The sequence below is a fragment of the Microbacterium sp. NPDC056736 genome, from assembly GCF_042790415.1.
Classification (GTDB): domain Bacteria; phylum Actinomycetota; class Actinomycetes; order Actinomycetales; family Microbacteriaceae; genus Microbacterium.
On the sequence record NZ_JBHTZE010000011.1, the window covers coordinates 27,087 to 52,752 of the forward strand.

At 67.6% G+C, this 25,666-nt stretch carries 30 protein-coding genes, 1 tRNA gene and 1 pseudogene; 12 read left to right on the forward strand and 20 right to left on the reverse strand.

All coding sequences use genetic code 11. The features are described 5' to 3' along the window. Window positions 1-10 precede the first annotated feature (10 nt). The 6 genes from ACFRAL_RS16805 to ACFRAL_RS16830 form a co-directional block, all read right to left on the reverse strand. The gene (locus ACFRAL_RS16805) at window positions 11-583 is read right to left on the reverse strand and encodes a dihydrofolate reductase family protein (protein WP_378885142.1); all 573 of its coding nucleotides are present in this window, start codon (window positions 581-583) and stop codon (window positions 11-13) included. Window positions 584-707: 124 nt separating this feature from the next. Further along, window positions 708-902 carry a hypothetical protein gene (locus tag ACFRAL_RS16810; RefSeq protein WP_336394605.1) on the reverse strand — a complete coding sequence of 65 codons (195 nt, stop codon included), beginning with the start codon at window positions 900-902 and terminating at the stop codon, window positions 708-710. A 198-nt stretch (window positions 903-1,100) separates the two neighbouring features. Further along, window positions 1,101-1,688, reverse strand: coding sequence for a DUF305 domain-containing protein (locus ACFRAL_RS16815; protein ID WP_378885145.1), 588 nt, complete (start codon window positions 1,686-1,688; stop codon window positions 1,101-1,103). A 91-nt stretch (window positions 1,689-1,779) separates the two neighbouring features. Beyond that, window positions 1,780-2,196: a DUF6153 family protein gene (locus tag ACFRAL_RS16820; protein WP_378885148.1), complete on the reverse strand. Its 417-nt coding sequence runs from the start codon at window positions 2,194-2,196 to the stop codon at window positions 1,780-1,782. Between the two features lie 87 nt (window positions 2,197-2,283). Beyond that, on the reverse strand, window positions 2,284-2,772 hold the full coding sequence (locus ACFRAL_RS16825; RefSeq protein ID WP_378885151.1) for a DUF6326 family protein: 489 nt from the start codon (window positions 2,770-2,772) through the stop codon (window positions 2,284-2,286). A gap of 95 nt (window positions 2,773-2,867) precedes the next feature. Further along, a complete protein-coding gene (locus ACFRAL_RS16830; protein ID WP_378885154.1) occupies window positions 2,868-3,869 on the reverse strand; it encodes an NAD(P)-dependent alcohol dehydrogenase in 1,002 nt (333 codons plus the stop codon). 117 nt (window positions 3,870-3,986) lie between these two features. On the opposite strand from ACFRAL_RS16830, the gene ACFRAL_RS16835 reads away from it, so the two are divergent. Further along, complete coding sequence (locus ACFRAL_RS16835; RefSeq protein WP_378885156.1) at window positions 3,987-4,661, forward strand: TetR/AcrR family transcriptional regulator; 675 nt, start codon at window positions 3,987-3,989, stop codon at window positions 4,659-4,661. Between the two features lie 146 nt (window positions 4,662-4,807). Here the strand turns inward: ACFRAL_RS16835 and ACFRAL_RS16840 are convergent, their stop codons facing one another. From ACFRAL_RS16840 to ACFRAL_RS16860, 5 genes and pseudogenes are all read right to left on the reverse strand, one after another. Continuing rightward, entirely contained in the window at window positions 4,808-5,404 is a 597-nt protein-coding gene (locus tag ACFRAL_RS16840) for a hypothetical protein (RefSeq protein WP_378885159.1), read from the reverse strand. Further along, window positions 5,401-5,985 (reverse strand): DUF6286 domain-containing protein, encoded by a 585-nt coding sequence (locus tag ACFRAL_RS16845; protein ID WP_378885162.1) that lies wholly within the window; start codon window positions 5,983-5,985, stop codon window positions 5,401-5,403. The genes ACFRAL_RS16840 and ACFRAL_RS16845 overlap by 4 nt, the downstream gene beginning before the upstream one ends. Continuing rightward, window positions 5,982-6,359, reverse strand: a complete 378-nt coding sequence (locus ACFRAL_RS16850; RefSeq protein WP_378885165.1) for a hypothetical protein — start codon at window positions 6,357-6,359, stop codon at window positions 5,982-5,984. Before ACFRAL_RS16850 ends, ACFRAL_RS16845 begins: the two co-directional genes overlap by 4 nt. Continuing rightward, complete coding sequence (locus ACFRAL_RS16855; RefSeq protein ID WP_378885168.1) at window positions 6,356-6,550, reverse strand: DUF2273 domain-containing protein; 195 nt, start codon at window positions 6,548-6,550, stop codon at window positions 6,356-6,358. The genes ACFRAL_RS16850 and ACFRAL_RS16855 overlap by 4 nt, the downstream gene beginning before the upstream one ends. A gap of 86 nt (window positions 6,551-6,636) precedes the next feature. Then, a pseudogene (locus ACFRAL_RS16860) lies at window positions 6,637-6,906 on the reverse strand (arginase family protein); the annotation flags it as partial. Between ACFRAL_RS16860 and ACFRAL_RS16865 the strand changes: the two are divergent. Both ACFRAL_RS16865 and ACFRAL_RS16870 read left to right on the forward strand, forming a co-directional pair. Then, a complete protein-coding gene (locus tag ACFRAL_RS16865; RefSeq protein ID WP_378885171.1) occupies window positions 6,838-7,065 on the forward strand; it encodes a cupin domain-containing protein in 228 nt (75 codons plus the stop codon). The pseudogene ACFRAL_RS16860 and the gene ACFRAL_RS16865 sit on opposite strands and share 69 nt — an antisense overlap. 606 nt (window positions 7,066-7,671) lie before the next feature. After that, a complete protein-coding gene (locus ACFRAL_RS16870) occupies window positions 7,672-9,027 on the forward strand; it encodes an ROK family protein (RefSeq protein WP_378885255.1) in 1,356 nt (451 codons plus the stop codon). Between the two features lie 6 nt (window positions 9,028-9,033). On the opposite strand, the gene ACFRAL_RS16875 is transcribed toward ACFRAL_RS16870, so the two are convergent. From ACFRAL_RS16875 to ACFRAL_RS16900, 6 genes are read right to left on the reverse strand one after another with little or no spacing between them, the layout of a single operon-like run. Further along, window positions 9,034-10,185, reverse strand: coding sequence for a Gfo/Idh/MocA family protein (locus ACFRAL_RS16875; protein ID WP_378885174.1), 1,152 nt, complete (start codon window positions 10,183-10,185; stop codon window positions 9,034-9,036). A gap of 16 nt (window positions 10,186-10,201) precedes the next feature. Beyond that, window positions 10,202-11,113 (reverse strand): TolB family protein, encoded by a 912-nt coding sequence (locus tag ACFRAL_RS16880; RefSeq protein WP_378885177.1) that lies wholly within the window; start codon window positions 11,111-11,113, stop codon window positions 10,202-10,204. Next, window positions 11,113-11,982, reverse strand: a complete 870-nt coding sequence (locus ACFRAL_RS16885) for a DUF1080 domain-containing protein (protein WP_378885180.1) — start codon at window positions 11,980-11,982, stop codon at window positions 11,113-11,115. The genes ACFRAL_RS16880 and ACFRAL_RS16885 overlap by 1 nt, the downstream gene beginning before the upstream one ends. 53 nt (window positions 11,983-12,035) lie before the next feature. Then, window positions 12,036-12,890 (reverse strand): carbohydrate ABC transporter permease, encoded by an 855-nt coding sequence (locus ACFRAL_RS16890; RefSeq protein WP_311294719.1) that lies wholly within the window; start codon window positions 12,888-12,890, stop codon window positions 12,036-12,038. Continuing rightward, window positions 12,887-13,852: a carbohydrate ABC transporter permease gene (locus ACFRAL_RS16895; protein ID WP_378885184.1), complete on the reverse strand. Its 966-nt coding sequence runs from the start codon at window positions 13,850-13,852 to the stop codon at window positions 12,887-12,889. The genes ACFRAL_RS16890 and ACFRAL_RS16895 overlap by 4 nt, the downstream gene beginning before the upstream one ends. A 17-nt stretch (window positions 13,853-13,869) precedes the next feature. Beyond that, a complete protein-coding gene (locus ACFRAL_RS16900) occupies window positions 13,870-15,168 on the reverse strand; it encodes an ABC transporter substrate-binding protein (protein WP_378885187.1) in 1,299 nt (432 codons plus the stop codon). Between the two features lie 304 nt (window positions 15,169-15,472). Here ACFRAL_RS16900 and ACFRAL_RS16905 point away from each other — a divergent pair, with 304 nt between their 5' ends. From ACFRAL_RS16905 to ACFRAL_RS16920, 4 genes are all read left to right on the forward strand, one after another. Further along, window positions 15,473-16,489 (forward strand): Gfo/Idh/MocA family protein, encoded by a 1,017-nt coding sequence (locus tag ACFRAL_RS16905; protein ID WP_378885190.1) that lies wholly within the window; start codon window positions 15,473-15,475, stop codon window positions 16,487-16,489. A gap of 107 nt (window positions 16,490-16,596) precedes the next feature. Then, on the forward strand, window positions 16,597-17,781 hold the full coding sequence (locus tag ACFRAL_RS16910; RefSeq protein WP_378885192.1) for an ROK family protein: 1,185 nt from the start codon (window positions 16,597-16,599) through the stop codon (window positions 17,779-17,781). Then, a complete protein-coding gene (locus ACFRAL_RS16915) occupies window positions 17,741-18,781 on the forward strand; it encodes a sugar phosphate isomerase/epimerase family protein (RefSeq protein ID WP_378885195.1) in 1,041 nt (346 codons plus the stop codon). The genes ACFRAL_RS16910 and ACFRAL_RS16915 overlap by 41 nt, the downstream gene beginning before the upstream one ends. A gap of 11 nt (window positions 18,782-18,792) precedes the next feature. Next, window positions 18,793-19,263, forward strand: coding sequence for a heme-binding protein (locus ACFRAL_RS16920; RefSeq protein ID WP_378885198.1), 471 nt, complete (start codon window positions 18,793-18,795; stop codon window positions 19,261-19,263). A gap of 267 nt (window positions 19,264-19,530) precedes the next feature. Here ACFRAL_RS16920 and ACFRAL_RS16925 read toward each other — a convergent pair whose 3' ends face one another. Both ACFRAL_RS16925 and ACFRAL_RS16930 read right to left on the reverse strand, forming a co-directional pair. Next, window positions 19,531-20,067, reverse strand: a complete 537-nt coding sequence (locus tag ACFRAL_RS16925; protein WP_378885201.1) for a flavodoxin — start codon at window positions 20,065-20,067, stop codon at window positions 19,531-19,533. A 116-nt stretch (window positions 20,068-20,183) separates the two neighbouring features. Further along, window positions 20,184-21,632 carry an MFS transporter gene (locus ACFRAL_RS16930; RefSeq protein ID WP_378885204.1) on the reverse strand — a complete coding sequence of 483 codons (1,449 nt, stop codon included), beginning with the start codon at window positions 21,630-21,632 and terminating at the stop codon, window positions 20,184-20,186. Window positions 21,633-21,734: 102 nt separating this feature from the next. Between ACFRAL_RS16930 and ACFRAL_RS16935 the strand changes: the two genes are divergently transcribed. The 5 genes from ACFRAL_RS16935 (at window position 21,735) to ACFRAL_RS16955 (ending at window position 25,007) form a co-directional block, all read left to right on the forward strand. Continuing rightward, complete coding sequence (locus ACFRAL_RS16935) at window positions 21,735-22,613, forward strand: aldo/keto reductase (RefSeq protein WP_378885207.1); 879 nt, start codon at window positions 21,735-21,737, stop codon at window positions 22,611-22,613. Between the two features lie 61 nt (window positions 22,614-22,674). After that, the gene (locus ACFRAL_RS16940) at window positions 22,675-23,535 is read left to right on the forward strand and encodes a helix-turn-helix domain-containing protein (protein ID WP_378885210.1); all 861 of its coding nucleotides are present in this window, start codon (window positions 22,675-22,677) and stop codon (window positions 23,533-23,535) included. A 65-nt stretch (window positions 23,536-23,600) separates the two neighbouring features. Then, a complete protein-coding gene (locus ACFRAL_RS16945) occupies window positions 23,601-23,957 on the forward strand; it encodes a cupin domain-containing protein (protein ID WP_378885213.1) in 357 nt (118 codons plus the stop codon). A 4-nt stretch (window positions 23,958-23,961) separates the two neighbouring features. Beyond that, window positions 23,962-24,276 carry a carboxymuconolactone decarboxylase family protein gene (locus ACFRAL_RS16950; RefSeq protein WP_378885215.1) on the forward strand — a complete coding sequence of 105 codons (315 nt, stop codon included), beginning with the start codon at window positions 23,962-23,964 and terminating at the stop codon, window positions 24,274-24,276. Window positions 24,277-24,290: 14 nt separating this feature from the next. Beyond that, window positions 24,291-25,007 carry an SDR family oxidoreductase gene (locus ACFRAL_RS16955; RefSeq protein WP_378885218.1) on the forward strand — a complete coding sequence of 239 codons (717 nt, stop codon included), beginning with the start codon at window positions 24,291-24,293 and terminating at the stop codon, window positions 25,005-25,007. Window positions 25,008-25,543: 536 nt separating this feature from the next. Here ACFRAL_RS16955 and ACFRAL_RS16960 read toward each other — a convergent pair. Continuing rightward, window positions 25,544-25,635: transfer RNA gene (locus ACFRAL_RS16960), tRNA-Ser, on the reverse strand. Window positions 25,636-25,666: the final 31 nt, after the last annotated feature.

Here is a 25,666-nt window from a genome sequence, read left to right on the forward strand (position 1 = left end):
AGCGCCGTCCTCAGCGTGCGACAGCTCCCCGATGCCGGTACCGCTGGGCGACCGCGCCGGACCGGAAATCGCGGCGATCCACGAGCTCGAGCTGGAGGCGCTCGCGAAGGCCGGCGAGCAGCGTCGGCCCGTGTCCGGCGACGATGGGCTGCACCACGAACACGTACTCGTCGATCAGCCCCAGGTCTGCCAATGCGAGCGGAAGCGTGACACCGCCCACGAACAGGCCTTCGCCCGGCTCCTGCTTCAGCCGCTGAACGGCCTGTCCCAGGTCGCCTTGCAGGAGTTCGGCGTTCCAGTCGATGTCACTCAGCGTGCTCGACACGACGTACTTCTTCGCCGGGTCGATGGCCTCGGCGAACGGGGTCTCCCATTCCCTCATCCAGTCAGGCCAGGTGCCCGTCGCCGGCCGCCGCCACGCGGACCGCATCATCTCGTAGGTCACCCGGCCGAAGAGGAGGGCGTCGGCTCGTTCGATCTCCGCCGTCCAGTAGCGCATCGACTCCTCGTCGGGGGCGAGCCCGGCCTCGTGGTGGCAGCAGCCGTCGAGCGTGACGTTGATCGCATATCGAAGCGGCCTCATCGTGTTCCCCCGCATGTGGTGGAACACCCGCAGCGGACGGCCACCGACCCAGCGGCACCGAAGACAGCGCGGACTCGCGTCGGAGATTTCACGCTGTCACCGTAGCCGGATCGGACGGGCGGTGTCAGGTCCGTTCATCCAGCGCACGTGAGATCTGCCGGAACTCGTCCGGGGTGATCTCGCCACGCGCAAGGCGTTCTTCTGCGATCTGACGGGCCGTGTTCGCCGACGGCGTCCACTGCTCCCGGCGCGGGGACGAGCCCGACGTCCCGGCACGGATGATCAAGATGATGAGTGCCGCCAAGATGAGCAGCAGCATGACGCCGCCGAACCACATCCAGCCCCACCCGAAGCCATTTCCGTGCATCATGAGCCGACTGCCCCTCATGCCCGACCAGGTGGTCGGTCCTTGCCTTCATGGTGCGCCGGGACGGCACTATCCCGTTGGGTCGAACGTCCCGCGCTGGTGGGATCTGTCGTCAGGGGCCGGCTACCGGGCGCAGCCGGCCCCTGAGGATCACAGTGTCGTCAGAATGTCCTCCATCGTGGTGATCTCGGCGGTCTGCGAGGCGATGATGTCCTCTGCGAGGGCGATCACATCGGCGTTCTCACCGTTGTCGACCTCGGCCTGCGCCATGTCGATGGCGCCCTCGTGGTGGACGATCATCTGCTCCAGGAAGAGGCGGGATGCCTCCACTCCGGTGGCGTCCTCGAGGGCCTGCATGTCGGCGCCCGACATCATCCCCCCGTGGTCCATTCCGTCCATGTCCCCCATAGGGGTGCCCCAGTCATCGAGCCACGACTCCATCAGCTCGATCTCGGGGCCCTGGGCGGCCTTGATCTGCTCGGCCAGGGTGATGACGCGCTCGTCGATGCCGTCTTTCGCGAGGATCATGTCGGCCATCTCGACGGCCTGTTCGTGGTGCGGGATCATCATCATCGTGAACTGCATGTCGGCGTTGTTCACGTCGGCGGCAGGGGATGCCGATGAGCCCATTCCGGGCATGTTGTCCATCCCGCCGTTCCCGGCGGTGCCGGTGCACCCGGCGAGAGCGAGCAGGGCGGTCAGGGTGATCGCGGCGGTCGCCGCGGCACGGTTCTTCACTTGTTTTCTCCTCAGTCGTCTGTGTGGCGCGCAGGATCGTCTGATCGAGCGCGGAAGCGTGCTGACCTCCACGAAGGTCGGCGAGTTGCCGTCACGTACGACTGATGCAGAGAACGAGAAGAGACGGTGGCCGGCACCGCGCAGTCCGGCCGACGAAAAGGCGGGGCCCGGCCCGACCGAGCCCGGCAGTCCAGCTGAGGCCCGCGCGAGGCAAGACGAAGAGGAGCGACACGACGAGCAGGGCGAGCACGCACGCCATTGCGAGCATGGCGTCGTGCCCGCCGCAGTCCGCGCAGCCGGTATCGGTCTGTGGCATGTCGTGGCCGTGGCCCGCGCCGGATTCCAGCACCGACACAACCGCGGCAGGCTCGGCGTGGGCGGTGGGCGCATGCAGGGTGTGCATCGCCAGCAGCCCGGCGATGAGGGCGGCAGTGAGGGCGATGAGCAGCAGCACAGAACGGCCGAGCCCGGACGGACTGCGACGAAGATGCTGCGCGAGAGCGATCATCGAGATCCCACCTCCTCAACTCGAGGGTAATCGTCCGCATCCCTCGGCGCTCAAGCCGCCTGGCAGGACCGCGACGAAGACGGATACCTACGGGCGAACTCCCTGTCGGAGGTCGGTCGTCGCAGGACCGGCCGGTACGGCGGGAATCCGAGGCCAGGTCCAGGCGGAGCGCAGGATGAAGGCCAGCAGCAGCACCTCGATTCCGATGGAGAGGCCGTAGAAGAAGGTCCACTCCCAGGTGGCCCCTGCAGCGTTGAACACCGAATAGGGGATGTAGAGCGATGCCGCGACGAGGTTCACGGGGCGGCTCACCCGGGCGGGCAGCGTCATGGAGAGCATCACCATCACGGCCGGGATGGCCACGGACGCAAGCATGACGGTCAGCAATGCCGCGCTGACCTCGAACCTCCAGACGAGGCCGTTCAGGATGCCGTCGACGACGCCGGGTTTGTAGAAGTTGAGGATGTCGACGTAGACGTACAGGAACATGAAGCTGGTCCACGCGGCGGCGAGCTTGGCTCGCACGGGGACCGGCGGGGCGTCGAGCAGGTTCGCGGTTGTCATTCGGATGGTCATCGTTCCTTCTTTCGAGAGGGGCGGTCCGTCCGCCGGACTGGCGGCAGGTGGGAGCGTGCAGACGCACAGGTGGGTCGTTCGGGTCGGCTCGGTCGTCAGACGGTGACGACGACCTTCCCTCGGGTGTGGCCGGACGCCACGTGGCGGAGGGCACCGGCTGCGTCGTCGAGAGGGTAGGTGCGATCCAGGACAGGCATGACCTGCCCGGTCGCGATCAGGTCAGCCAGGGCGAGCAGGTCCTCACGCTTCTCGACCGACGTGAAAGGCCTCAGTCGCTGACGGGTGAACAGCGAGAGCAGGCGCGCTCTGACGATCCGGAGGAGGGGGCCGAGCCACCGGCCACCGCGCCCGCTGTTGGGAATGAGGACCCCGGTCGACGTCAGCGCTCGGCGGACAGCCGCCAGCGGCTGGGCTTCCACGTTGTCGAGGATGACGTCGTAGCGCTTCTCGCCGCAGGTGAAGTCGGTCGTCGTGTAGTCGACGACGTGGTCGGCCCCGAGTGAGCGGACCAATTCGACGTTGCCGGCGCTGCACACCCCCGTCACCTCGGCGCCGAGAGCCTTGGCGATCTGGACGGCGAAAGAGCCCACACCACCCGACGCGCCGGTGACCAGCACCTTCTGGCCCGGTCGGACGTCCGCGATCCTGCGCAGCGCCTGCAACGCCGTCAGTGCCGACGTGGGCACCGCTGCCGCGTCCACGACCGACACGTTGGCGGGCACCGACACGAGGTGGTCCGCCGGGACGCAGGCATACTCGGCGAGCGTTCCCGTGGTGCTCCAGCCGAACACCTCGTCGCCGGGACGGAGAGCGGTGACGCCCTCCCCGACCGCCGCCACCGCGCCGGCGAGGTCCCTGCCGGGGATGCCGTGGCGCGGGCGGCGGAGCCCGAACACGAGGCGCACCACGTACGGCTCGCCGGTCATGACGAAGTAGTCGCCGGGATGCACCGAGGCCGCGCGCACCCGGACGAGGACATCGCCTCGACCCGGCGACGGGATCCCGACCTCGCGCACCTCGAGCACGGACGGCGGCCCGTAACGGTGCTGGACGGCGGCCCGCATCGTCGCCGCCCTCGATCGCTGCTCGACGTGCACGGATGCCTCCTTCACGGTCGAACAGCGACCCTCGCTGTCTCGTACACCGTACTAGTACGCTGTACGATAGGCGTACGCTGTACGATTGTCAAGCCGTTCGAGCGACCGAGGAGACCCATGCCTGCGAGAGCACGACGCCAGGCCGCTTCAGCCGCGGGTCTGAGCAAGCACAGGGTGGTGCTCGAGGCGATCCGGCTCGCCGACCGCGAGGGAGTCGACGGGCTGAGCATGCGCCGGCTCGCCGACGCGCTCGAGGCGGGCGCGATGTCGCTCTACCACTACGTGGCGAACAAGGATGAGCTGCTGGATGCCATGACCGACGTCGTCTTCGAGGAGATCGAGCTCCCGTCCGAAGAGACGGACTGGCAATCGGCGATGAGACGGCGGGCGGTATCCGCCCGCCAGGCTCTCGCACGCCACCCGTGGGCGATCGGCCTGATGGAGTCGCGGACGTCGCCGGGGCCCGCGAACCTCCGGCACCACGAAGCGGTCATCGCCTGCTTGCGCAAGGCCGGCTTCTCCGTCTTGATGGCCACGCATGCCAACTGGCTGCTCGACAGCTATGTCTACGGCTTCGCACTGCAGGCCTCCAGCCTGCCGTTCGACACCGCCGATGAGCTCGCGGACATGGCCGAGGACGTCTACCTCCCCCAGCTTCCTCCCGACGAGTTCCCCTACCTCAACGAGTCCGCCGCGGCGCTTGCCGCTGCCGGCTTCGACCCGACGGAGCAGTTCACCTTCGGCCTCGACCTCGTCCTCGCCGCCCTCGAGCCCCTGAGAGCCCCCGCGTAGCGACGCCCCCGGAACGTTCTCGGGTCGTCGCCCGATGACGAAGAAGCGTCGGCACGGGGCGACGGTCGGTTGCAGCCGCGGGCCGGAGGCCCTGCAGGGAATCGAGCGGCCGCGGTGCCGCGGGGCTCGGCCGTCTCATTCCCTCCTCACGCGCCGCCACGGCGGCGGCTCCAGAAGCGTCCGCGAATCTGCACAAGCGCCGGGATCTCCGCGCCGACCAGGTTCTCCAGGTCGCTCAGCGAATCGTCGATGACATCGCTCACCGCGCGCGGCGACGCGCCCCTTCGGCATGTCACGGTCACGTCGAGCATCGGCGTCGTGCGCACGCGGTACGCCGACACGTGCGAACCGACGAGGTCCGGCTGGCTGGACAGCGCGTCGGTGAGGACATCTGCGGCGAGAGCCGTGTCGACGACTGTGGTGCCGTCCGTCCGTGAACCAGCCGTCACGAGACGATCGGTGCGTCCGCGGCCCTGCCGCAGGACGAAAACGGCGAGGAGGACGATCAGCAGGACGAGGGCCGCGACGGCGAGGACACCCGCGAGGAGCCAGTTCGGCTGCCCGGTGGTGCGCGCCTGCAACCATGCCTCGACGTCCGCCAGGATCTCGGGCGCCCGCCGGTCCCACGCGGCGGAGAAATCCGGGAACACGGAGAGTCCGATCGCCGTCGCGCCGAGAGCGAGCAGGACGAGACCGACGAGCAGGAGAAAGAGGCGGTTCGCGACGCGATTCGTACTGTTCATGCGCCCACCCTCCCCTGCTCGGCGACGGACAGCCTCGGGGGCTCCAGCGCAGGCTCGAGTCGGTAGGAGTCGAGTGCGTCGCCCACCACGTTCAGCACGGCCGCGCGGTCGATGGGGAAGCCTGACGTCGGGGTGAGGTGCACATCGACCCGCCGACGAGAGACGGTGACGCGTGCCTGGTCGGGGCCTACGCCTGCCACCGAGGCGGCGTGCCGCGCTATCGCCGATGCGATGACGTCGTCGTCGACGACGACGACCCTCCGCGGTGACTCCATGAGGTGCCGGCCCCTGCGACCGGGAGCGACGGCGAGGGCGATGAGCACGGCTCCGATTAGCGCGATCAACAGCCCCGCACCCATGAGCATCGCGCCGGGAACCGACGTGACGGCGACCAGCGCAGCCGCCATCTCGGCGGGTGCCACGAGGAGGGGCGGCAGGTCGAGCATCGCGAGCACGATCTCGACGGCCAACCAGGCGAGCGTCGCCATCACGACGACGGCGAGCGTGATGGCGGCCACCGATCGGGGGGAGCGGGTCTCGCGACGACGGATCCGCTGGTAGGTGGACCGTCCGCTGCTCATCTGACGCGGGCCTCCGGCCGCATCGTCGCTCCGGTGAATCGGATCGTGATGCTGCCGACAGTGGAGCCGGTCAGGGCGGCGACGCGATCGCGGAGCAACTGCCGGGCATGCTCGGAACGGTTCAGGAGCGACGCTCCCGGCCCTTGGAACGCCGGGCGATGAGCACCCGGGATGCGCCACTGTGTCACCGGTGCGCCGGTGCTGATGTTCACAGCGAGCGCTCCCCGTTCGTCCCGGAGTTGCACCCGTACGGATTCCACCGGAACGCCGAGGCCTTCGGCGGCCACCGCGGAAACGACCCGGCTCAGCGCGCGCGGCGTGATTCGCGTTCGGCCCCTGGGCCGTTCCTCAGCAGAAACCTCCCGGACGGTCATGACGATGAGTGCTTACCCCGCACCGCGTCGACGACGCCGCGGATGTCCAGCTTCCCGTCTATGACGCGGCCGACGAGGCCGCCCACGAGCATCGCGCCCGCGACGAGGACGAACGCCCAAAATCCGAGAACGATCCACGTCAGGGCGAGAACCGCCCCGACGAGTATCCCGACTCTGGCGGACGAGATCATTGCACTCGGGCCACCGTGTCGGCGGCGCTCTCCGACGCGATGTAGACGTCGTTGATCGTGATGTTCACTTCGGTGACTTCGCTGCCCACCTCGTCAGCAGAGACGACGGCGAAACCCAGCTGAGCATCTTGGACGAGGTCGTCACGTGCGTAGAGGGGTCCGCGCGTTCCCACGTGCATACAGGCGGCAAGGTCGAGCAGTCCCTCTTCCGAGGCTCGACGGAACGGAGTGCCGTGCGTGACGGGGGCGCCGAAGTAGGTGTCCCACGTGTCCAGATGAGCGTCGAAATGCACGACGGCGACGGGGCCGCCGATCCGCGCAGAAGCGGCGCCGAGATCGAACTCGTCCACGTGATCAGCGGATCGGTGCGGATCGAGTTCAGCGACCGCTCGTGGAACCTCGACCAGGGAGACACCCTCACCTTTGAAGCGCAAGAGCCCCATAACTGGCACGCAAGCTCCACTGTCGGAGCGGACCTCGTGTGGGTTCTGGTGCCGGCCGCCTGGACACCCTGACCGGGTCCGCTAGCGTCAGTCTCTTCGCGCGCGTGCGGAAGGACCGGACAGGAACGGAAACCGCCTGAAACGCCTCAGAAGGACGTCAGATCGGGCGAAAAGTGGCGGAGACGGAGGGATTTGAATCTCGCCTTGAGGGATCCGCGCCGATCCTTGCCGTGCACTCTGAGTCGGTCTTCCGCGTAAGCCCGCGAACCACGCTGACGCGATTTCAGTCGTCGTGCCTTGTCGTTCCTGGCGAATCTCGCTCAACCGTGGGCACCAGGTGGGCACGAAACTGACGCCCTGCCTGGCGCTTCACGGCTGACGTGGTGCGCTTCGGCACTGCCCAGATTGCCGCGAAACTGTTCAACTTGGAAAGGCCCAACACCGCACCCCGGACGTGTGTCTCTCCGGCGTGCCGTCGACGCCCTCCCCACTCCGAACGAGCAGCCTGCCGCCGCCATGAGGACGGAGAGCGCGTTCCGCATGGCGCAGGCCTCCGGCACCGCTCGGATCCTCCTGCGCGCATAGGCACGGTCAGGGCCTCCGTCGTGCATGCTCTCTGTCAGGCGGCTCGTGTGCGCCCAGTCGTCGTGCTCGCTCTCACCGATCCGTCGGCGGGTGATGCACCAGAGCCGAGTTGCTAACGCGCATACGCGCGGCCGTATCAATGGCATCCTTCAAGACTGTTTGCAGCACGCAGGATATAGTCCTCGCGTGACCGAATTAGTGTCGAGTAGCACACGAAATGCGCGTGCGCGGCTATCCGCGCCGCAGCTCTCGGCGAGGATCAGCGTCGAGCAGTCCGCGAGCATCATGGCGCGGATGATCGCTTCCGGTTCTGCGGAGACGCGCGCAGACCTGGTGCGCGAGACCGGGCTCGCGCGATCCACAGTCACGACCGGCTTGAACGCGCTTCAGGGGATCGGCCTGCTGGCGATCGACGGACATCTGCAGCAGATCGGTCGCGGGCGCCCGGGCGAGCGGATCAGCATTGCACCCGGGTTCGGGGTCATCGTGTCGGTGGAGATCGACCGACCGTTCACGAGGGTCGCGCTGTACGACTACGGCCAGGCCGAAGTCGCCTCGTCGGTGATCCCGGCCACACTGGCCGACGATCCCCGCCACGTCGTCGACGAGATCGCAAAGGTGGTGCGGAGCGCAATCGACACGATCCCGCACGTGCCGAGTCTGCGGTTCGCCACTGTGGGCGTCAGTGCGCCCGTCGACGTCAATCGCGGAATGGTGGTCGGGCCGCCGTTCATGGAGGGGTGGGACGGCTTCGCACTCGAGCGGGAGCTGCGAGGCGTCCTGGGGTGCCCCGTGATCCTTCGAAACGAGTCCGACCTGCGAGCCCTCGGCGAGGCTCGCTCCCTCCCGCCGTCCGAGACGCCCCTGGTGTACGTGCGGTTGGAACAGGGAGTCGGCGCAGGGTTCACCGATGGCGCCGCTGAGATCTTTTCAGGGGTCGACGGAGCGGCCGGTGAGATCAGCCACATGCGGTCGACCGTTCAGGAGGGTCGCCCCTGTTCGTGCGGGGGTACGGACCACGTGTCGACGCACGGCTCCGTCGCGGCGATGATCGAGCGCTGGCAGGCGCTCGATCCCGCGCGCTCGGAAGACGGCGAAGCGGAGTTCTTCCGCGCGCTCCGGCTTCGCGACCTTGATGCCACGCGGATCGCGACCGACGCGGCCAGGGTACTCGGCGCGGCGCTCACCGAGATCCTGCTGGTGCTCAATCCCGCGCGCATCATCGTCGGCGGCACGATCCTCGAGGCATCGGATGCCATCCTGGCGACGATCCGAGGCGTCATCTACGAGACGGGTCTGCCCCTGGCCACGCGCAACCTAACCATCGCCGCCTCGGTGCTCGGCGAATCGGCCGGACTGCGCGGCGGACTCATCCTCGCCCTCGAGGAGTCGCTGTCCGCAGAGAGCCTCGCAGGAGTCGAGGCGGCATCCGCCGCACACCTCGTCTGAGCGTGGTCAGAACGAGGGCAGGAGCGCGCCCGCGGCCACGTCGTGAGCCGCACATGACTGCGCCGAGTCCAGCACGGCCTGCGTGAGCTGCACCGCGCGAAGGCCGTCCGCGAACGTGGGAAGTCCTTCGGGCGCCTCACCGCGGGTGGCGCTGTACACATCTGCGATGAAGGCCCTGAAGGCGTCGGCGTACCCCTGAGGGTGTCCGGCGGGAACGCGATTCAGCCTCGCCTGCTGCGCTGACGCCGATGGATCCCCCCGCTGCACGATCACGGCGCCGTCCTCCCGGCCCAGCCAGACCGAGTTAGGGTTCTCCTGATCGAACACGGCACTGCCGAGGCTGCCGTCCAGTTCTATCCAGAGACGGTTCTTGCGTCCGGCCGCCACCTGCGAGATGACGGTGTTGACGAGCATCCCCCGTGCGGTGGTGAAGGTGGCGACGGCGGTGTCTTCGGTGCGCACCGTCATCATCTCCCCGGTGGCGGATCCGGAGAACGAAGCCCCTCCCGTCCGGGGCCTCTGTTCGTAGGCGATCGAGGTGCGGGCCTGCACCGTGACGATCTCTTCCCCGGTCAGGAACTCGACCAGATCGCACCAGTGTGAGCCGATGTCGGCGAATGCCCGCGACCGGCCACCGACCGCGGCATCGACGCGCCAACTGGAAGAGGACGGCGCGACCAGCCAGTCCTGCAGATAGGAACCGTGCGCGAGGAGGAGTTCGCCGAACTCGCCCGCGATGCGTCTCGCGCGGATCTCGCGCACGAGCGGGTGGTACCGGTAGACGAAGGGGACGGCGGTGACCACGCCGGCGGCCTGCGCGATCTCGACCATCTGCTGCGCGTCGGATGCCGAGGTGGCGAGCGGCTTCTCGCAGATCACATGGATGCCGCGCTTCATCGCCGCAACGGCATAGTCGCGGTGGGTGTCATTCGGGCTGCACACGTGCAGCACGTCGATCCTCGAGTCCAGTGCATCGTCGAGCGACCGGAACGCCCGCGCGACACCCCACTGTCGCGCCGCATCCTCACCACGGGAGGGCGACGAACCGAGCACGCCGACCACCTCTGCGCCGGCGGCTCGGGCCGAGTCCAGGTGGACCTTGCCGATCATTCCGGTGCCCGCGATCGCGACGCGCGGAGTCGTGGTGGCGATAGTCATTTCGTGCACTCCCGGATCATGCGGACTCGGCGAAGGGATAAGCGACGTACGCGAATGCCGACGAGTCCGGAGCCCAGCTGTTGACGTTGAGCGTCCCCTGCCCGCCGAACAGGTGGACGACGTCGCGGGGCTCACCGCCCGAGACCGGGACGATCCGCAGGGTCACGTCGACGTCTGCGGGGTGACTCACGGTGCCGGGCTCGTAGCTGATGTAGAGCACGGACTCGCCTTGCGGATCGAGATGGGGGAACCAGTTCACCCGTTCGTCGAAGGTGAGCTGTTCCGCTGCCCCTCCCTCCGCCGGCATTCGGAACAGCTGTGCATGACCCGGCGTGCGGGCGGCCTCCTCCGAGTTGTAGTACAGCCAGACTCCGTCAGGCGAGTACTCCGGACCGTCGAAGGGCACAGCACCGTCGGAGAGCAGCCGATCGGGTCCGCCGGCGGCGGGGATGGTCGCCAGGTTGCGCCGCCCGCGTGGGTCGTCCCCGAGCGGTTCCACCGCGACGTAGGCGAGCGTGCCCCCGTCCGGTGTGATTCCGTGCAACCAGTAGGTATAGCCCGACCCGTCCGGCTGGTCGTTGGACACCTGGACGGGATTCCCGCCGCCGATCGGGATGCGGTATAGGTGTCCGGCCGCGCTGAAGTAGATGGCGGTGCCGTCAGGAGACAGCACGTGATCGTTGTTGACCGTTCGGATCTCCCCTGTGCCGATGTGGGCCAGCTCACCTCCCACTGCCGGGATCTGCCAGAGGCATCCGCCTCCGTTGACCACCAGCCGGTCGTCGGGCGTCCAGTTCGGCGCCTCGATCAGCTCATCGGTCTGGAGGACGAGCCGGTCCGTCCCTGTGGCGAGGTCATGCACTCGCAGCTGCGAGACCTGGCCAGGCTGCAGATCCTTGCGTCCGGCGCCGCGGCCGGGAGCAGGCATCAGGAGAGCTCCTTGACCCGGATGTTGCGCCAGCGGCATGCGGAGTCGCGCCCCCAGCGCGCCTCACCCATCTTCGGGTCGGTGTCGTGCACCTCGAGGGCGATATGGCCGCGTGAACCGAGCGTCTCGGCGACGGCGTCGGCGTCGTAGTTCGGGAAGTCCAGATGGGCCAGATCGATCTCCGAGATCTTGACTCCGTTGATCCACGTCGTGATGACGGGCTTGAGGCCCACCACTCGGATACGGAGTTCGTTCCAGCCGCCGGGGTTCCACGCGGCGAGGAACTCGTCTGCTGTGGCGCCGTAGGTCAGCAGCTCATGCTTGCCGTCGAGCGGCTCGAGGGTGGTCGCCGGGTCCTCCTCACGCAGCCGGACCAGCTGGCCGTCCTCGTCCAGGTCGGCGTCCAGGTTGAAGGAGACCGCGTGGAACCCGCCGAGCCCGTTGCCGTAGTACCCGCCGATCGAACCGGACTTTCGGTGGTCCACGAGTATCTGGAATCCTCGCCACGAGTCGCGGGTCTTGCGCACGAGGATGCCGGAATCGGCGGGCCAGTCGGGGTTGGCCTCGAGCACGAGCTCGAAGTCTCCGAAGGTGCGCTCTGTGAGGAGGAATCCGCCGAACCCGCTGCCGGGTTCGTCCTGGCGCCCAACGATCGCGCCGTCCTCGACGGTCCACGCCGCGGGGCGATTCGGCGCGGCGTCGAAGTACTCGTCTGTGAACCGTGCACCAGCGGGGCGGTCGGCTTGGAGCTCGCGCAGGGTCGGACCGCCGATCCACATCGGGCCGTAGACCCGGGGTGTCGCGAACCATCCGTCCAGGTCCTCTCCGTTGAAGAGGGACTCGTATCCGGTTTCCGTCTGAGTGGTCATGGTGTCCGTTCCTGGTCGGGTCGATCGATTCGCAGCGTGGGCCGCCGGCTCCGTCATTTGACGGCTCCGGCAGTCAGCCCGCGGACGAACCACTTCTGGAAGATGATGTAGAGGATGACCATCGGCAGGATGCTGAGGGTCATCGATGCGGTGAGGCCCGCGTAGTCGGTCGCGAACTCCCCGACGAGCCGGTTCGCCGCGGGCTGCAGCGTCTGCAGTGCGGGGGCCGGTACGAGCGCGCTCGACAGCAGCAGGTCGTTCCAGATGTTGAGCATCTGGAAGATGGCGATCGTCGCCACGCCCGGTGCCGCCAGGGGAAGCATGACTCTGCGGAAGATCTGCCACTCGTTGGCGCCGTCGATCCGCGCCGCCTCGGCGAGCTCGTTCGGCAGGGCCTCGAAGAAGGTCGTCATCAGGAACGCCGAGAACGGGATCCCGCCCGCGGCGTACACGAGGATCAGTCCGGCGTGCGTGCCGAGCAGTCCCATGGACTTCAGCTCGATGTAGATCGGGATCAGCGTGGCGACGCCGGGTACGAACAGCGCGCTGATGATCAGGGCGAACATCAGCGGCCGGCCCCGGAACCGGATACGAGCGAACGCGTATCCGGCGAGCGTCGAGCAGACGACGATCAGAACCAGCGCGAGCCCGGTGACCAGCACGCTGTTGAGGAAGTTGCGCCAGATTCCCATCTCAACGAGCGCGGTGATGTACCCGTCGAAGACGATCTTCTCGGGGATGAGCGGCCCGCCGAACACGGTCTGGGGTTCACGCAGAGAGGTCGCGACCATCCACAGCAGCGGGATCATCGCGAACGCCGCGAGCACGATGAGCGCGAGGTGCCAGATGATGCGGGTGGGGCGGATCTTCGCACGCGTGGGGCGACGGTGCGCCACGTCGACGGTCATAGCGGGGCCTTCCGGAATCGGTACTGGATGAGCGTGACGACACCGGTAACGACGAACACCACGAGGGAGATTGCCGACCCGTATCCGAAGGCCGATGTCGCGCCGGACGCGTTGCCGAACGTGAGGAGGTACGTGTAGGTGCTGAACGTCTCCGACGCGTGCAGGGGTCCGCCTTTGGCCATTACCCAGTTGAGGTCGAAAACCTTGAGTCCGTGGATCACATTGAGCATGACGACCACGCCGATGACCGGCCGGAGCATGGGGATGGTGATGCTCCACGCCTCCCGGAACTTGCCAGCGCCATCCATGCGGGCGCTCTCCTCGATCGACGGATCGATGTTGCCGAGGCCCGCGTAGATGATCAGCATGAACAGTCCGCAGGACTGCCACAGCGTGACGAGGATGATCACGGGGAGGACTGTCGCCGGGTCGCCGAGCCACGGGTGCACGAGTGCACCTAGCCCGACGGCATCCATGATCTTGGCGACGAAGCCCATCTCGTTGTTGAGCCCGAGCCGCCACAGCATGCCGGTGACGGTGAGGGAGATCGCGGCGGGGATGAAGAACAGCGTCCGGTAGAGGGCGCCGCTGCGGCGCGGACCGTAATGGATGATCAGCGCGAGTGCGAGCGGGAAGACGGTGAGGAGCACGGTGGTCGCCACGGTGTAGACGATCGTGTTCCCCGCGGCCTGCAGGAAGATCGGGTCGTTCACCATGGTCACGAAGTTCCGCAACCCGACGAACTTCGTTGCGCCGAAGCCGTTCGACGAGGTCATCGACAGATAGACCATCTGCACGATGGGGTACAGCGTGAACGTTCCGAACAGCACCATCGCCGGGGCGACGAACAGCCATCCGGTGGCGGAGCGCCGCGAGGCGCCCGCGGCGCGGGGGGCGCGCGGCAGTCCGCTGCGACGCCCCCCGGTGACGACACGCTCAGTGGTGGGCAGTGTCATGGTCATGTCAGTGCTCGTCTCGCCTACAGCGCCCGGGCCTGCTCGACCGCGCGCTGGATCTCCTCTGCGACGTCTTCAGGAGTTCCCTGGCCGCCGAAGATCTTGGTGACGCCCGTGCCCACCGCATCGCCGGTGCCGGTGCCGAAGGAGATGTGCGGAGCACCGTCGCCGTCGAGCAGCCATCCCGCGAACTCCTGGACGAACGGGTTCTCGATGCCCTCGGCAGAGGCAACCGTCGCCGGCAGCGACACCATCCGGTTCTGCATCGCCTCGTAGCGCTCGGGCTCATACAGGAACGCGAGAAAGTCCAGCGCAGCCTGCTTGGTCGCGTCATCGAGGTTGGCGCTCACCGAGAGGGTGTAACCCGCCTGGTTGCCCGTCCAGTGACGGTCCCCCGACGACCACGCCGGGTTCTTGAAGACGCCGAGGTCGTGCTGGACGAAGTCGGGCGCAGCCTGCTCGAGCCCGGTGAGGCCGCTCGACGAGAAGTAGAACATCGCCGACTTGCCCGTGTAGAACGACGCGTAGGCGGCATCCTGGTCGACGCTGAGCACGCCGGGGTCGAAGACGCCGCCGTCGACGACCTCCTGGAGCTGGGTGAGCGCGCTGATCACCGGCTCGCTGTCCCATGACACGTCCGGATCCGTCAGCGCGTCCAGCGCGTAGGCCAGCTCGGTGTCGTCCTCCACCTGCGAGATGAGGGGCCAGAAGAAGTCCGCGAGCTGGCTGGGGTTGTTCCCCACGATCGCCACCGGGTTGAGGTCGGACTCCGCGCGGATCTGCTGCGCGAGCGCGATCAGATCGTCCCAGGTCTCGGGCTCCTCCCAGCCGTGCTCCGCGAAGACGGTCTTGTTGTAGTACAGACCGAACATCTGCGCCGCCCACGGCACGGCGTACTGCCCGCCGTCATACTCGGCCTGGCGATTCGTCGACGGATAGAACTGATCGATGAACTCATCTCCGAGCTCCGCCTTTAGATCGAGCGTCCGCCCCGCCTCAGCAAGCTGCAGCGCGAGCGCCGCTGGCATGTAGACCGCGGGATCGTCGTCGGCCTGCAATCGGGCCTGCAGTGCCGGGACGTACTCCGCGAAGGCGTACTGCTGCATCTCGACGGTCACGTTCGGGTTCTCCGCCTCGAACTCGTCGATCGCACCCTGCAACTCGGACTCCCACGGGACCATCCAGTTCCAGAACTGCAGTGTGATCTGTTCATCGCCACCGGCACCCGACGGGTCCGCCTGGCATCCCGTCAGGCCGGCGACTGCCGCCGCGACGACGGCGAGCGAGACTCCGATGGCACGGAATCCTCCTGGCTTGGTCATGCTGTCCCTCCACCTCTCTGTGATGAGCAAGACGCTCGAGTTCCCAGCCCGTGTGACGCACTCCCGGCATCCTCGATCGGGTGGAACTGGTTCGAATTGAACGCGGGGCAACGATAGGTCGGCATCGTCGGCGGTATCAACGATCGTTCAAGGATCATTCGAGAAAGATTTCGGCATTATTCGCGTCGTTATGTGTCAAATTTTGAACTGAGAAAGCCTTAATGAGTCCTTGGATGTCATCGTGGCGGTGCGTCAAGATCGCTTGACCCCGCGATCCATCCACAGACTCGAAGGCGAGAAACCGGTGCTCCTGATCGACAACCCCGAGATGCCCCCTCTCCGTGGCGGCCCCCCGCTCCGATGGGGAACCGTGGGCGCCGGCCTGGCAGCGGGCTGGTTCGTCACCGGTCTGCACAGGCACACCGATCACCGCGTGCAGGCCGTGGTATCGGGGCGACCCGAGCGAGCCCGCGAATTCGCGGAACGTGAAGGCATCCCGCGGACGCATCCGACCGTCGAGGCCCTGCTGGAAGACGAGTCCGTCGACATCGTCTACATCGCGACACCCAACAGCACGCACGCGGCGATCGCCGAGGAGTGTCTGCGCGCCGGGCGGCACGTTCTGGTCGAGAAGCCGTTCGCGACGACGGCCGAGGATGCCCGGCGCATCCTCGAGCTCGCGCGGGAGCGAGGTCTGCTCGCACTCGACGCCACCTGGACGCGGTATCAGCCGAAGTCAGCGGTCGTGAGGGCGGTCATCGCGCGCGGCGACATCGGCACTCCCCTCAGAGTCGAGGCTGCGCTCGGACACGTCAGCGACATCGGTTCCACACGCCGCCAGTTCGACCCCACGCTCGACGGCGGAGTGCTGTTCGAGATGGGGATCTACAGCGTCGACATCGCCGTTCGCCACCTCGGACTCCCCTCCCGCATCTCAACGACCGGCGTCGTCGGGCCCTCCGGGGTGGATGTCGAAGCATCCGTCGAGATCGAATTCGCCACCGCGAGCGCTTCCGCATCGGCTTCGTTCGTCTCGGCCCCATCGAACCGGGCGATCATCACGGGAACCGAGGGCACGATCGAGATCGCCGACCAGTTCGTGCTCGGCAACACGGTGATCGTCGACGGGCGCCACGGCCAGGGCGTATGGATCGACCAGACGCTGCCCGGTCCCGACGGACTCGCGTGGCAGGCGGTGCACGCGGCCGACTACATCGCGCGTGATCTCGTCGAGTCGCCGCTTCACCCACATGTCGAGACGATCGCCACGATCGGCGTGCTGGAGCGAGCACGCCACGAGCTCGGAGTGACGACACATTGAGTGCCGCCGACACCTTCGCCGACCTTCGCACCGAGCGTCGGTCCCCCTATCGCTTCGTCACTCCCCCCGCGTCGGCACGGGTGAGCGCTGAGGAGACGGCGAGCACATTGGCGAAGCTGATCTCGTGCGCTGCGGCGAACACCAAGGTCGACCTCGTCGCGCAGACGGGGCTGTCACGCTCGGCCGTGGGGCTCGGACTGCAGACTCTCGCGGAAGCGGGGCTGGTACGGATCGCAGGTCAACGGACGACGCCAGGGCGCGGCAGGCCCGCCGACCGTCTCGAAATCGACCCCCGATCGGGCGTCATCCTCGCCGCGGAGTACAACGTCTCCCGCGCGAGGGTGCATGTCTACGACATGGGACAACGCCTTCTCGCCTCACGCGTGCTGACCATCGACATGTCAGACGGGCCGGAGGCAGTGCTCGGCGATCTAGTCGAGGTCTACCGCGACCTGACGGGTTCCGACAGCCCGCAACTGCGAGCCGTCGGCCTGGGCCTGCCGGGGCCTATCGACACGCATCGCGGCGTCCCTGTGCGCCCGCCCGTCATGCCCGGCTGGGACGGGTATCCGGTCGCCGACTTCCTCAGTGCCCAGCTGCAGTGCGACGTCGTCCTCGAGAACGATGTCAACCTGCGCGCGCTCGGCGAAGCTCGAGCGCTTCCCGCCGACCAGAGCCCCCTCCTCTACGTCCTGGTCGACGTCGGCATCGGCGGGGGCCTCGTGCAGTCGGACGGGCAGCTGTATGAAGGCTCCGACGGAGCAGCCGGCGACATCGGACACATCCGGGTCGCGGGCGCCGCGGACGTGCCGTGCGTGTGCGGGCAGTACGGATGCCTCGAGGCGGTCGCCTCCGCCTCCGCGATGGCCGAAGCATCCTCTGACAGTTCGGGCGACGTAGCGGATGTCGCGGACTTCCTGGTTCGTCTGCGCCACGGCGACGAACGCGCAGTTCGGGCCGGCAGGGAATCGGCCGCCGTCATCGGTGGAGTGATCGCGGACCTCGTGCACTTCGCCAACCCGGCGCGAGTCGTCATCGGCGGGCCGGTCGCCCTCGCGCACGAATCGATCCTGTCGTGCATCCGCGGCGTGGTCTATGACCGCGCCCTGCCGCTCGCCACCCGAAACCTCGCGATCTCGGGCCCGGTACGCGGTGTCGAATCCGGAGTCGGAGGCGCACTCGTGCTCGCCATCGAGCGGGCGCTCGGCCCGGCGGCGATCACTCGCGCGATCGCCGGACGCGGCGGCCACGATGCGACGACCGGACCGGCGGCGGGAGCGCGACGTGGCTGAGCATGCGGTCACCCTGTTCACCGGGCAGTGGGCGGACCTGCCGTTCGAGGAGGTCGCGCGACTGGCGGCATCATGGGGGTACGACGGCCTCGAGATCGCGGCCTCCGGCGATCATCTCGATCTGCAGCGCGCCGACGAAGATGACGCCTATGCGAAGTCGCGGCTCGAGATCCTGGATCGTCACGGGCTGAAGGCGTTCGCGATCTCGAACCACCTCGCCGGTCAAGCGGTGTGCGACGCGCCGATCGACTTCCGCCACCAGGCGATCCTGCGCGAATACGTGTGGGGCGACGGAGACGCGGAAGGGGTGCGGCAGCGCGCCGCCGAAGACATGAAGCGGTCCGCACGAGTAGCCCGCAAGCTGCGCATCGAGGTCGTGGTCGGGTTCACGGGGGCGAGCATCTGGCCGTACCTGGCGATGTTTCCGCCGGTGCCGGCATCCGTGATCGAGGGCGGCTTCGAGGACTTCGCCGCGCGCTGGAACCCGATCCTCGACGTATTCGACGGCGAGGGCGTGCGGTTCGCGCACGAGGTACATCCCGGCGAGATCGCGTACGACTATTGGAGCTCGGTGCGAGCTCTCGAGGCTATCGAGCATCGCGAGGCATTCGGGTTCAATTGGGACCCGTCGCACATGATGTGGCAGAACATCGACCCGGTCGGGTTCATCTGGGACTTCCAGGACCGCATCTACCACGTCGACTGCAAGGACACACGGATGCGGCCGCGCAACGGCCGCGCGGGTGTGCTCGGCTCCCACCTGCCCTGGGGCGATCCGCGCCGCGGCTGGGACTTCGTCGCCACCGGGCACGGCGACGTGCCCTGGGAGGACTCGTTCCGCGCGCTCGACGCGATCGGCTACACAGGCCCGATCTCGATCGAGTGGGAGGACGCCGGCATGGACCGCTTCCACGGTGCCGCCGAGGCCGTCGGCATCGTCCGATCCCTGCTCTGGCCGGGCCCTGAAGCGTCCTTCGACGCCGCCTTCCGCAACCAATGATGAGGACCGACATGACCGACACCGCCAACTTCGAAGACACGATCTCGAAGCTTCAGGCGCAGCGAGGGATCTGCACCTTCCCCGCTCTCGACCACGCCGAGGCACGGAAAATCGGAGCCGCCGTCGCGCGCCTCGCCGAGGCCGCGGAGCATCCCGTAGCGATCGCCGTCTTCCTCGGAGAGCAACGGGTATTCCACGTTGCCTTCGCCGGCACGACAGCCGAGCACGACGACTGGCTGCGACGAAAGCGGAATACCGTGCTGCGTCATGACGCACCCAGCCTCGAAGTGGCGCTGCAGTACCGGGTCAGCGGTCGAAACCACGACTGGCTCGACCCGAGGGAGTTCGCGGTAGCGGGCGGCGCATTGCCTCTTCGCGTCGGCGACAACCTCGTTGGAGTGGTGGCGGTCTCGGGTCTCACCAATTCGATGAGTGCCGATCACGACCTGGTGATCGAGGCGCTGGCGTCGCTCGAGCGGTAGATGTCGAGACGCGCCCGCGACGAGATGCCGTCGAGCACGCGGCGGGCGCGCGAGATACCCGCAGTTCGCAGTCGGAAGGAACATCAGTCGGCTGCTCCGCACCCGATCGCTCCGCGCGCTGATTCCGGCTGAGGGTGGCGACTCGGCGCGTCGACGGAGTCGGACGGTAGCGGGTCCGCTCGCGCGCAGTGCGCGGTCAAGGAGCGCAGCCGTGCATCGTTATGCGCCATCCGACCGCGGCACTGACGGGACGCGCCGCGTGCGGGTTCAGACACGCCCGATCGCCTGAAGCCATCGTCGGATGTCGGCGCGAGCTTCTCGTACGGTTTCACCTTGGATGGCGAGTCCTTCGGTGACGATCGTGTCCGGGAGCATCTCGGCATAGTCGTCGCGGACGCGGCCCATGCGGCTGACCGCGTAGGTGACGAAGGGGTGGACGGTCTTGCCGGTCAGGTCGACTGACTCGACGAAGGTGCGCATGATCATGGGGGCCTGGACGTTCCAGACGGGACTTCCGAGCAGGATCGTGTCGTACGCGTCGAGATCCGGCAGTGCCGCGGCGATCGCGGGGCGCGCGTCGTCTCGTTCCTCGCGCACGTTGCGTTGGACTGTTGCTTCGTAGTCGTCGGGGTAGGGGTCGGCGGCGAGGATCTCGTACTCGTCGATGTCGATCAGGTCGCGGATGATGCCGGCCGCGATTTTCGTGTTGCCGACCTCCAGGTTCTCGCGCTCGCCGTAGGAGTAGTTCTCTCCGGCGCGGGAGAAGTAGACCAGGAGGGCGCGGTTCTGTGTCGAGGTGGGCATCGAGGATCCTTGCGGTCGGGAGGTCGGGGTGTTCTGCGCCGGCTGCGGGGTGCACGCGGTGAGGAAGATACCGCCGGCGGCGCCGAGCATCGTGGTGAGGGCGGCGCGCCGGCTGATCACCGGTCCTTCCCTCGATTCGCCATGGAGGACGCCGGTTCCTGGCCCCTGTGTCGGCGGACGATCAGGAGCAGGGCCGAGGTCAGTGCCAGCGCGAGCAGGACGGCGCCGGTCGCGAGCCCGGTGGACGCCTCGGCAGCGATCGATGCTGGATCGGTGCCGATGATGCCGGTGGTCGCGACGGCGACCATGACGCTGACGCCGAGTGCCCCACCGAGCTGGTGGGCGACGTTGACGGTGCCCGCGGCCGCACCGGCGTCGCGGAGTTCGATGCGGGTGACGCCGGCGGCGGTGAGAGGGGCGAATCCCATGCCTTGCCCGGCGCCGAGGAGCAGCATGGGCAAGGCGAGGGCGGTCCAGTAGTCGCTGTCCGGGCTGACGAAGCTGATCCAGATCATCCCGGCGAGGGTGATCGCAAGGCCGGTGGCGACGAGGGTGCTGTTGCCGTAGCGGCGGGTGAGGCGAGGGACGGTGAGGGACAGTGCGAATTGGACGGCCGTCATCGGGAGGAATCCCAGGCCCGCGAGCAGTGGGGTGAATCCGAGAACGCCTTGCATGTATTGGGAGGCGAAGAAGAAGTAGCCGAAGATGGCGCCGGCGAACAGCATGCGGGCCAGGAACGCGCCGCCCCGGACCGGGTCGGCGAGCACCCTGAGCGGCAGGATCGGCTGCGGAGCACGCCATTCGATCACGATGAACCCGGCGATGACGACGAGCCCCACCGCGATGGAAGTCAGGGCGACCGGGTCGGTCCACCCGGCGTCCGCGGTGCGGGTGATGCCATACACGAGAGCGGTCATGCCCAGCGTGGAAGTGACGGCGCCGGCGACGTCGAAGCGGCCGCCGGTGCGCGGGGTTTCCCGCACGAAGACGAGGGTGGCGATCAGCAGAGCGGCGCCGATCGGGACGTTCATCAGGAAGCCGACCCGCCACGATGCGACGTCGGCGAGCAGCCCGCCGACGACCAATCCCAGGCTCGCCCCGATACCGGCGGTCGATCCGTACGCGGCGACTGCGCGGGTGCGGGCAGGTCCTTCGGGGAATGTGGTCGTCAGAAGCGCCAGCGATGTCGGGGCGAGAATCGCCGATCCGATGCCCTGGACGGCGCGGGAGGCGATCAGCCATTCCGCAGTCGGTGCCAGGCCGATCGACAGCGACGCGAGAGAGAAGATCGCGAGGCCGATGACGAACAACCGGCGCCTGCCGACGAGGTCGCCGGCTCGCGCGGCAAGCAACAGCAGTCCGCCGAACACCAGCGCGTAGGCGGTCTGAACCCACGAGAGGCCTGCGGTGGTGAAGTCGAGCTCGGTACGGATCCGCGACAATCCGGTGAACACGATCGAGTTGTCCAGCACGATCATGAAGTAGCTGACCAGGACGATCCCGAGAATCACGGCAGGGTGCACCGAACGGGTCGCGGTCGTGCTCGAGGGGTTCGTCGACGTCATGGGAACCATTCCACGCGCGAACGGTGCACGGTGGCAGTGACGGGTTATCCGTGTACTGACAGTCACTCCCACCCGTGTTGCGGCGCGCCTAGTGTCGGGGTCATGAGCACAGTGACTTTGAACAACGGGGTGGTGATGCCCGCCCTCGGCTTCGGTGTCTTCCAGACCCCGCCGGCGGAGACGAAGGATGCGGTGACCGAGGCCCTGCAGACCGGGTATCGGCTGATCGACACGGCCGCGGCGTACGGCAACGAGCGCGGTGTGGGCGACGCGATCCGCGAGTCCGGGCTTGCCCGCGATGAGGTGTTCATCGAGACGAAGGTGTGGATCAGCGACTACGGATACGACCAGACGCTGCATGCGTTCGAGAAGAGCGTCCGCAAGCTCGGCATCGACCAGATCGACCTGCTCCTGCTGCACCAGGCGCTCCCGGGCGAGTTCGACAAGACCCTCGCTGCCTATCGCGCGCTCGAATCACTCCTCGCTGACGGCAAGGTCCGTGCGATCGGGGTGAGCAACTTCATGCGCTCCCATCTCGACACGCTCCTCGCGGAAACCGAGGTGGTGCCTGCGGTGAACCAGATCGAGGTGCACCCGTTCTTCACCCAGCAGGACGTGCAGGCAGCCGACTCCGAGCGCGGCACCCTGACCCAGGCGTGGTCTCCGATCGGCGGGATCACCTCCTACCGTGGCGAGACGGCGACGAGCACGTTCACCGACCCGAGCATCGTTGAGATCGGGGAACGACACGGGAAGACGGCGGCGCAGGTGATGATCCGCTGGCACCTGCAGGAGGGTCGCTCCGCGATCCCGAAGTCCGTCAAGCCAGAGCGCATCCGTGAGAACTTCGACGTGTTCGACTTCATCCTCACCGACGACGAGCTGCACCGCATCGACGCCCTCGACAAGGGCGTCCGCGGCGGCCCCGAACCCGAGGCGATCACCCTCGAAACCTTCGGCCGCGACATCCCCGAAGAGTGACCCGCACGGGGAGAACGCTGCCTGGTGTCCTTCCCGGCAGGTGAGACGGAGCATGAACCGTATGGACAACCAGACCGAGGTGCGGGAGTTCTTGACGACCCGGCGTGCCCGCCTCACCCCTGAACAGGCCGGGATAATCGGCGGCGGAAGACGGCGGGTGGCGGGGCTGCGCCGGGAAGAGGTCGCGCTGCTGGCCGGGATGAGCGTGGACTACTACGCCAAGATGGAGCGCGGAAACCTGTCAGGCGTCTCTGCGGAAGTCCTCGACGCACTCGCCCGCGCGCTGCAGCTCGACGAAGCCGAGATCACACACCTGCAGGACCTCGCCCGCGCCGCGGCGCCCCTCAGCCCGGTCCGCAAGCGGCCGCGAAAGGCCACCGCGCCCGTGCGCCCGACCCTCCACCGGTTCCTCGACACGATCACCGATACTCCCACATATGTGTCGAACACGCGCAAGGACATCGTGGCGACGAACGCGCTCGGGGCTGCGGTGTTCGCGCCGATCATCGACGACCCCGCCAACGGTCGCAACAACGCTCGCTTCGCGTTCCTGAACCCCGCCTCGCACGTCTACTACCCCGACTGGGAGGCCGGGGCGCGCAGCATCGTCGCATCGCTGCGGATCGACGCCGGGAAGAATCCGCACGACAAGGCGCTCACCGACCTCATCGGCGAACTCGTCACTCGCAGCGACGTGTTCCGCACCCTGTGGGCGGCGCACGACGTCCGCTTCCACCGAAACGGCACCAAACGCATCCACCACCCGATCGTGGGAGATCTCGCGTTCGAGTACGAGGCGTTCGACCTGCCGGGAACGGACGGGCTGATCATGTACGCGTGCACCGTCGAGCCCGGCTCTCCCACCGCCGAGCGCCTGCGGCTGCTCGGCAGCCTCGCCGCGACGCCGAAGACCGTGCCGTGATGCACCTGTCTGAGCAAACTCCCGCCAGCCAGGGAGCCACGGAGAGGTTCACCGGAGACGTACGGGTGGAGGCGATTCCCGGCGGCGATGAGCCGCCGCTGGTGAGCGGCGGAATCGTCCACTTCGCGGCAGGTGCGCACACCGCCTGGCACGTCCACGCCCGCGGCCAGACCCTGCGCATCCTCGACGGCGTCGCGATCGTGCACTCCCGAGACGGCGAAACGATCATCGCCCACCCAGGTCAAACCGTGCACACCCCCGCCGGGCAGTGGCACTGGCACGGCGCCACCCCCGACGAGCCGATGACCCACCTGGCTCTATCCGACACCGTCCCCCACGGCGACGGCCCCGCCGTCACCTGGGCAGAACACGTCACCGACCACGAATACCACGAGGCCGCACGCACGGCCGAGAAGGAATGAACCCATGACCGAACCCACCCCCGCACAGCGCGCGATCGGCAACTTCGCCCCCAAGCTCGTCGACCTCACCGACACAGTCCTGTTCGGCGACGTCTGGGCACGCCCCGAACTGAACCGACGCGACCGCAGCCTCATCACCGTCGCCGCCCTGGTCGCAAGCGGCGCGTTCGAGCAACTGCCCAACCATCTCCGTCTCGCCCGCGACAACGGGCTCACCGAAGACGAGCTCAAAGAAGCGATCATCCACCTCGCCTTCTACGCTGGCTGGCCCAAGGCCATGTCCGCCATCCAGGTCGCCAAGACCGTCTTCACCGACTGACCCCAGGAGCCCTCATGACCGCACCCATCGCCGTCGTCACCGGAGCCTCATCCGGTATCGGCGCAGCCACTGCACGCGCCCTCCACGCCGCCGGCTACCACGTCGTCCTCCTCGCCCGCCGCACCGAACGCATCAACCAACTCGCTGCAGAACTCAGCGACCGGGCCACCGCGATCGCCGCGGACGTCACCGATCGTGACACGCTGCTCGCCGCAGCCGAACAGGTACAAAGCCTCGGCGGCGCGGACGTCCTGGTCAACAACGCCGGCGTCATGCTGCTCGGCCCGTTCTCTGCGGACCAGCGCGACGACTACCGGCAGATGATCGAAGTGAACCTCCTCGGCGCGATCACCGTCACCGAGGTGTTCCTCGAACAGATCAAGGCCAGTGACCGCGGCGACATCATCAACATCTCTTCCGTCGCCGGACGCACCGCCCGCGCCGGCAACGGCGTCTACGCCGCTACCAAATGGGGCCTCAACGGATGGTCCGAGTCGCTACGGCAGGAGCTTCTCCCGGGTGTGCGCGTCACCCTCATCGAGCCCGGTGTCGTCGCCACCGAACTGCCCACCCACATCACCCACGCCGACACGAACGCGGCAGTCAACGAAATGTACAGCCACGCCGAAGTCACCGCAGACGACATCGCCGAGATCATCAGCTTCACGATCACCCGGCCACGCCACCTCGCCATCAACGAGATCCTCCTCCGCCCCGCCGGCCAAGTCTGAGCGGATCCTCTGCGACGATCGCGAAGCAGGATGCCCGTCCCTGCTCGACAGTTGGCCGGATGGCTAGCCGATCGCATGTTGGGCGGTCGTCGAGCGCCCGGCCGTGCCCACAGGCTTAGCCTCCGACCGACTGGTGGAAGCTGCACTGCCGAAGCGCCGGCGCTTTGAATGGCAGCCGCCTGCGGCGCCCGATTGTCCCCGCTCCCGGAGATGCGCGGCGGGCCGCCCTAATCGCGCGGACCGGACACACGCACCGGAGCGCGCTTCGTGGAGACGCAAACCAATACCCCTCCGTCTCATCGGTGGGCAGCGGGTGGGCGAGTGGCGCAGAGCTCACCTCTGGAGCGCAAGTTGCTCAGGCAACAGCCAAGAAGGGGCGCAGTAAGCCCAGAGTCCTGGACAGGTGCGTCGATCTCCCCGCCGACCGGGACATCCTCCGCCCAGTTCGTGCCCACTTCTGAAACGGAACGAAACGGATCCGCCGGGAACGAGTTCGCCTGGATACGCCTCAGAACGACGTCAAATCGGGCGAAAAGTGGCGGAGACGGAGGGATTTGAACCCTCGGTCCCCGTAAGGGGACTCCACCTTAGCAGGGTGGTGCACTAGGCCTGACTATGCGACGTCTCCAGGCATCCGACCGCATGGGCACGGATGCACC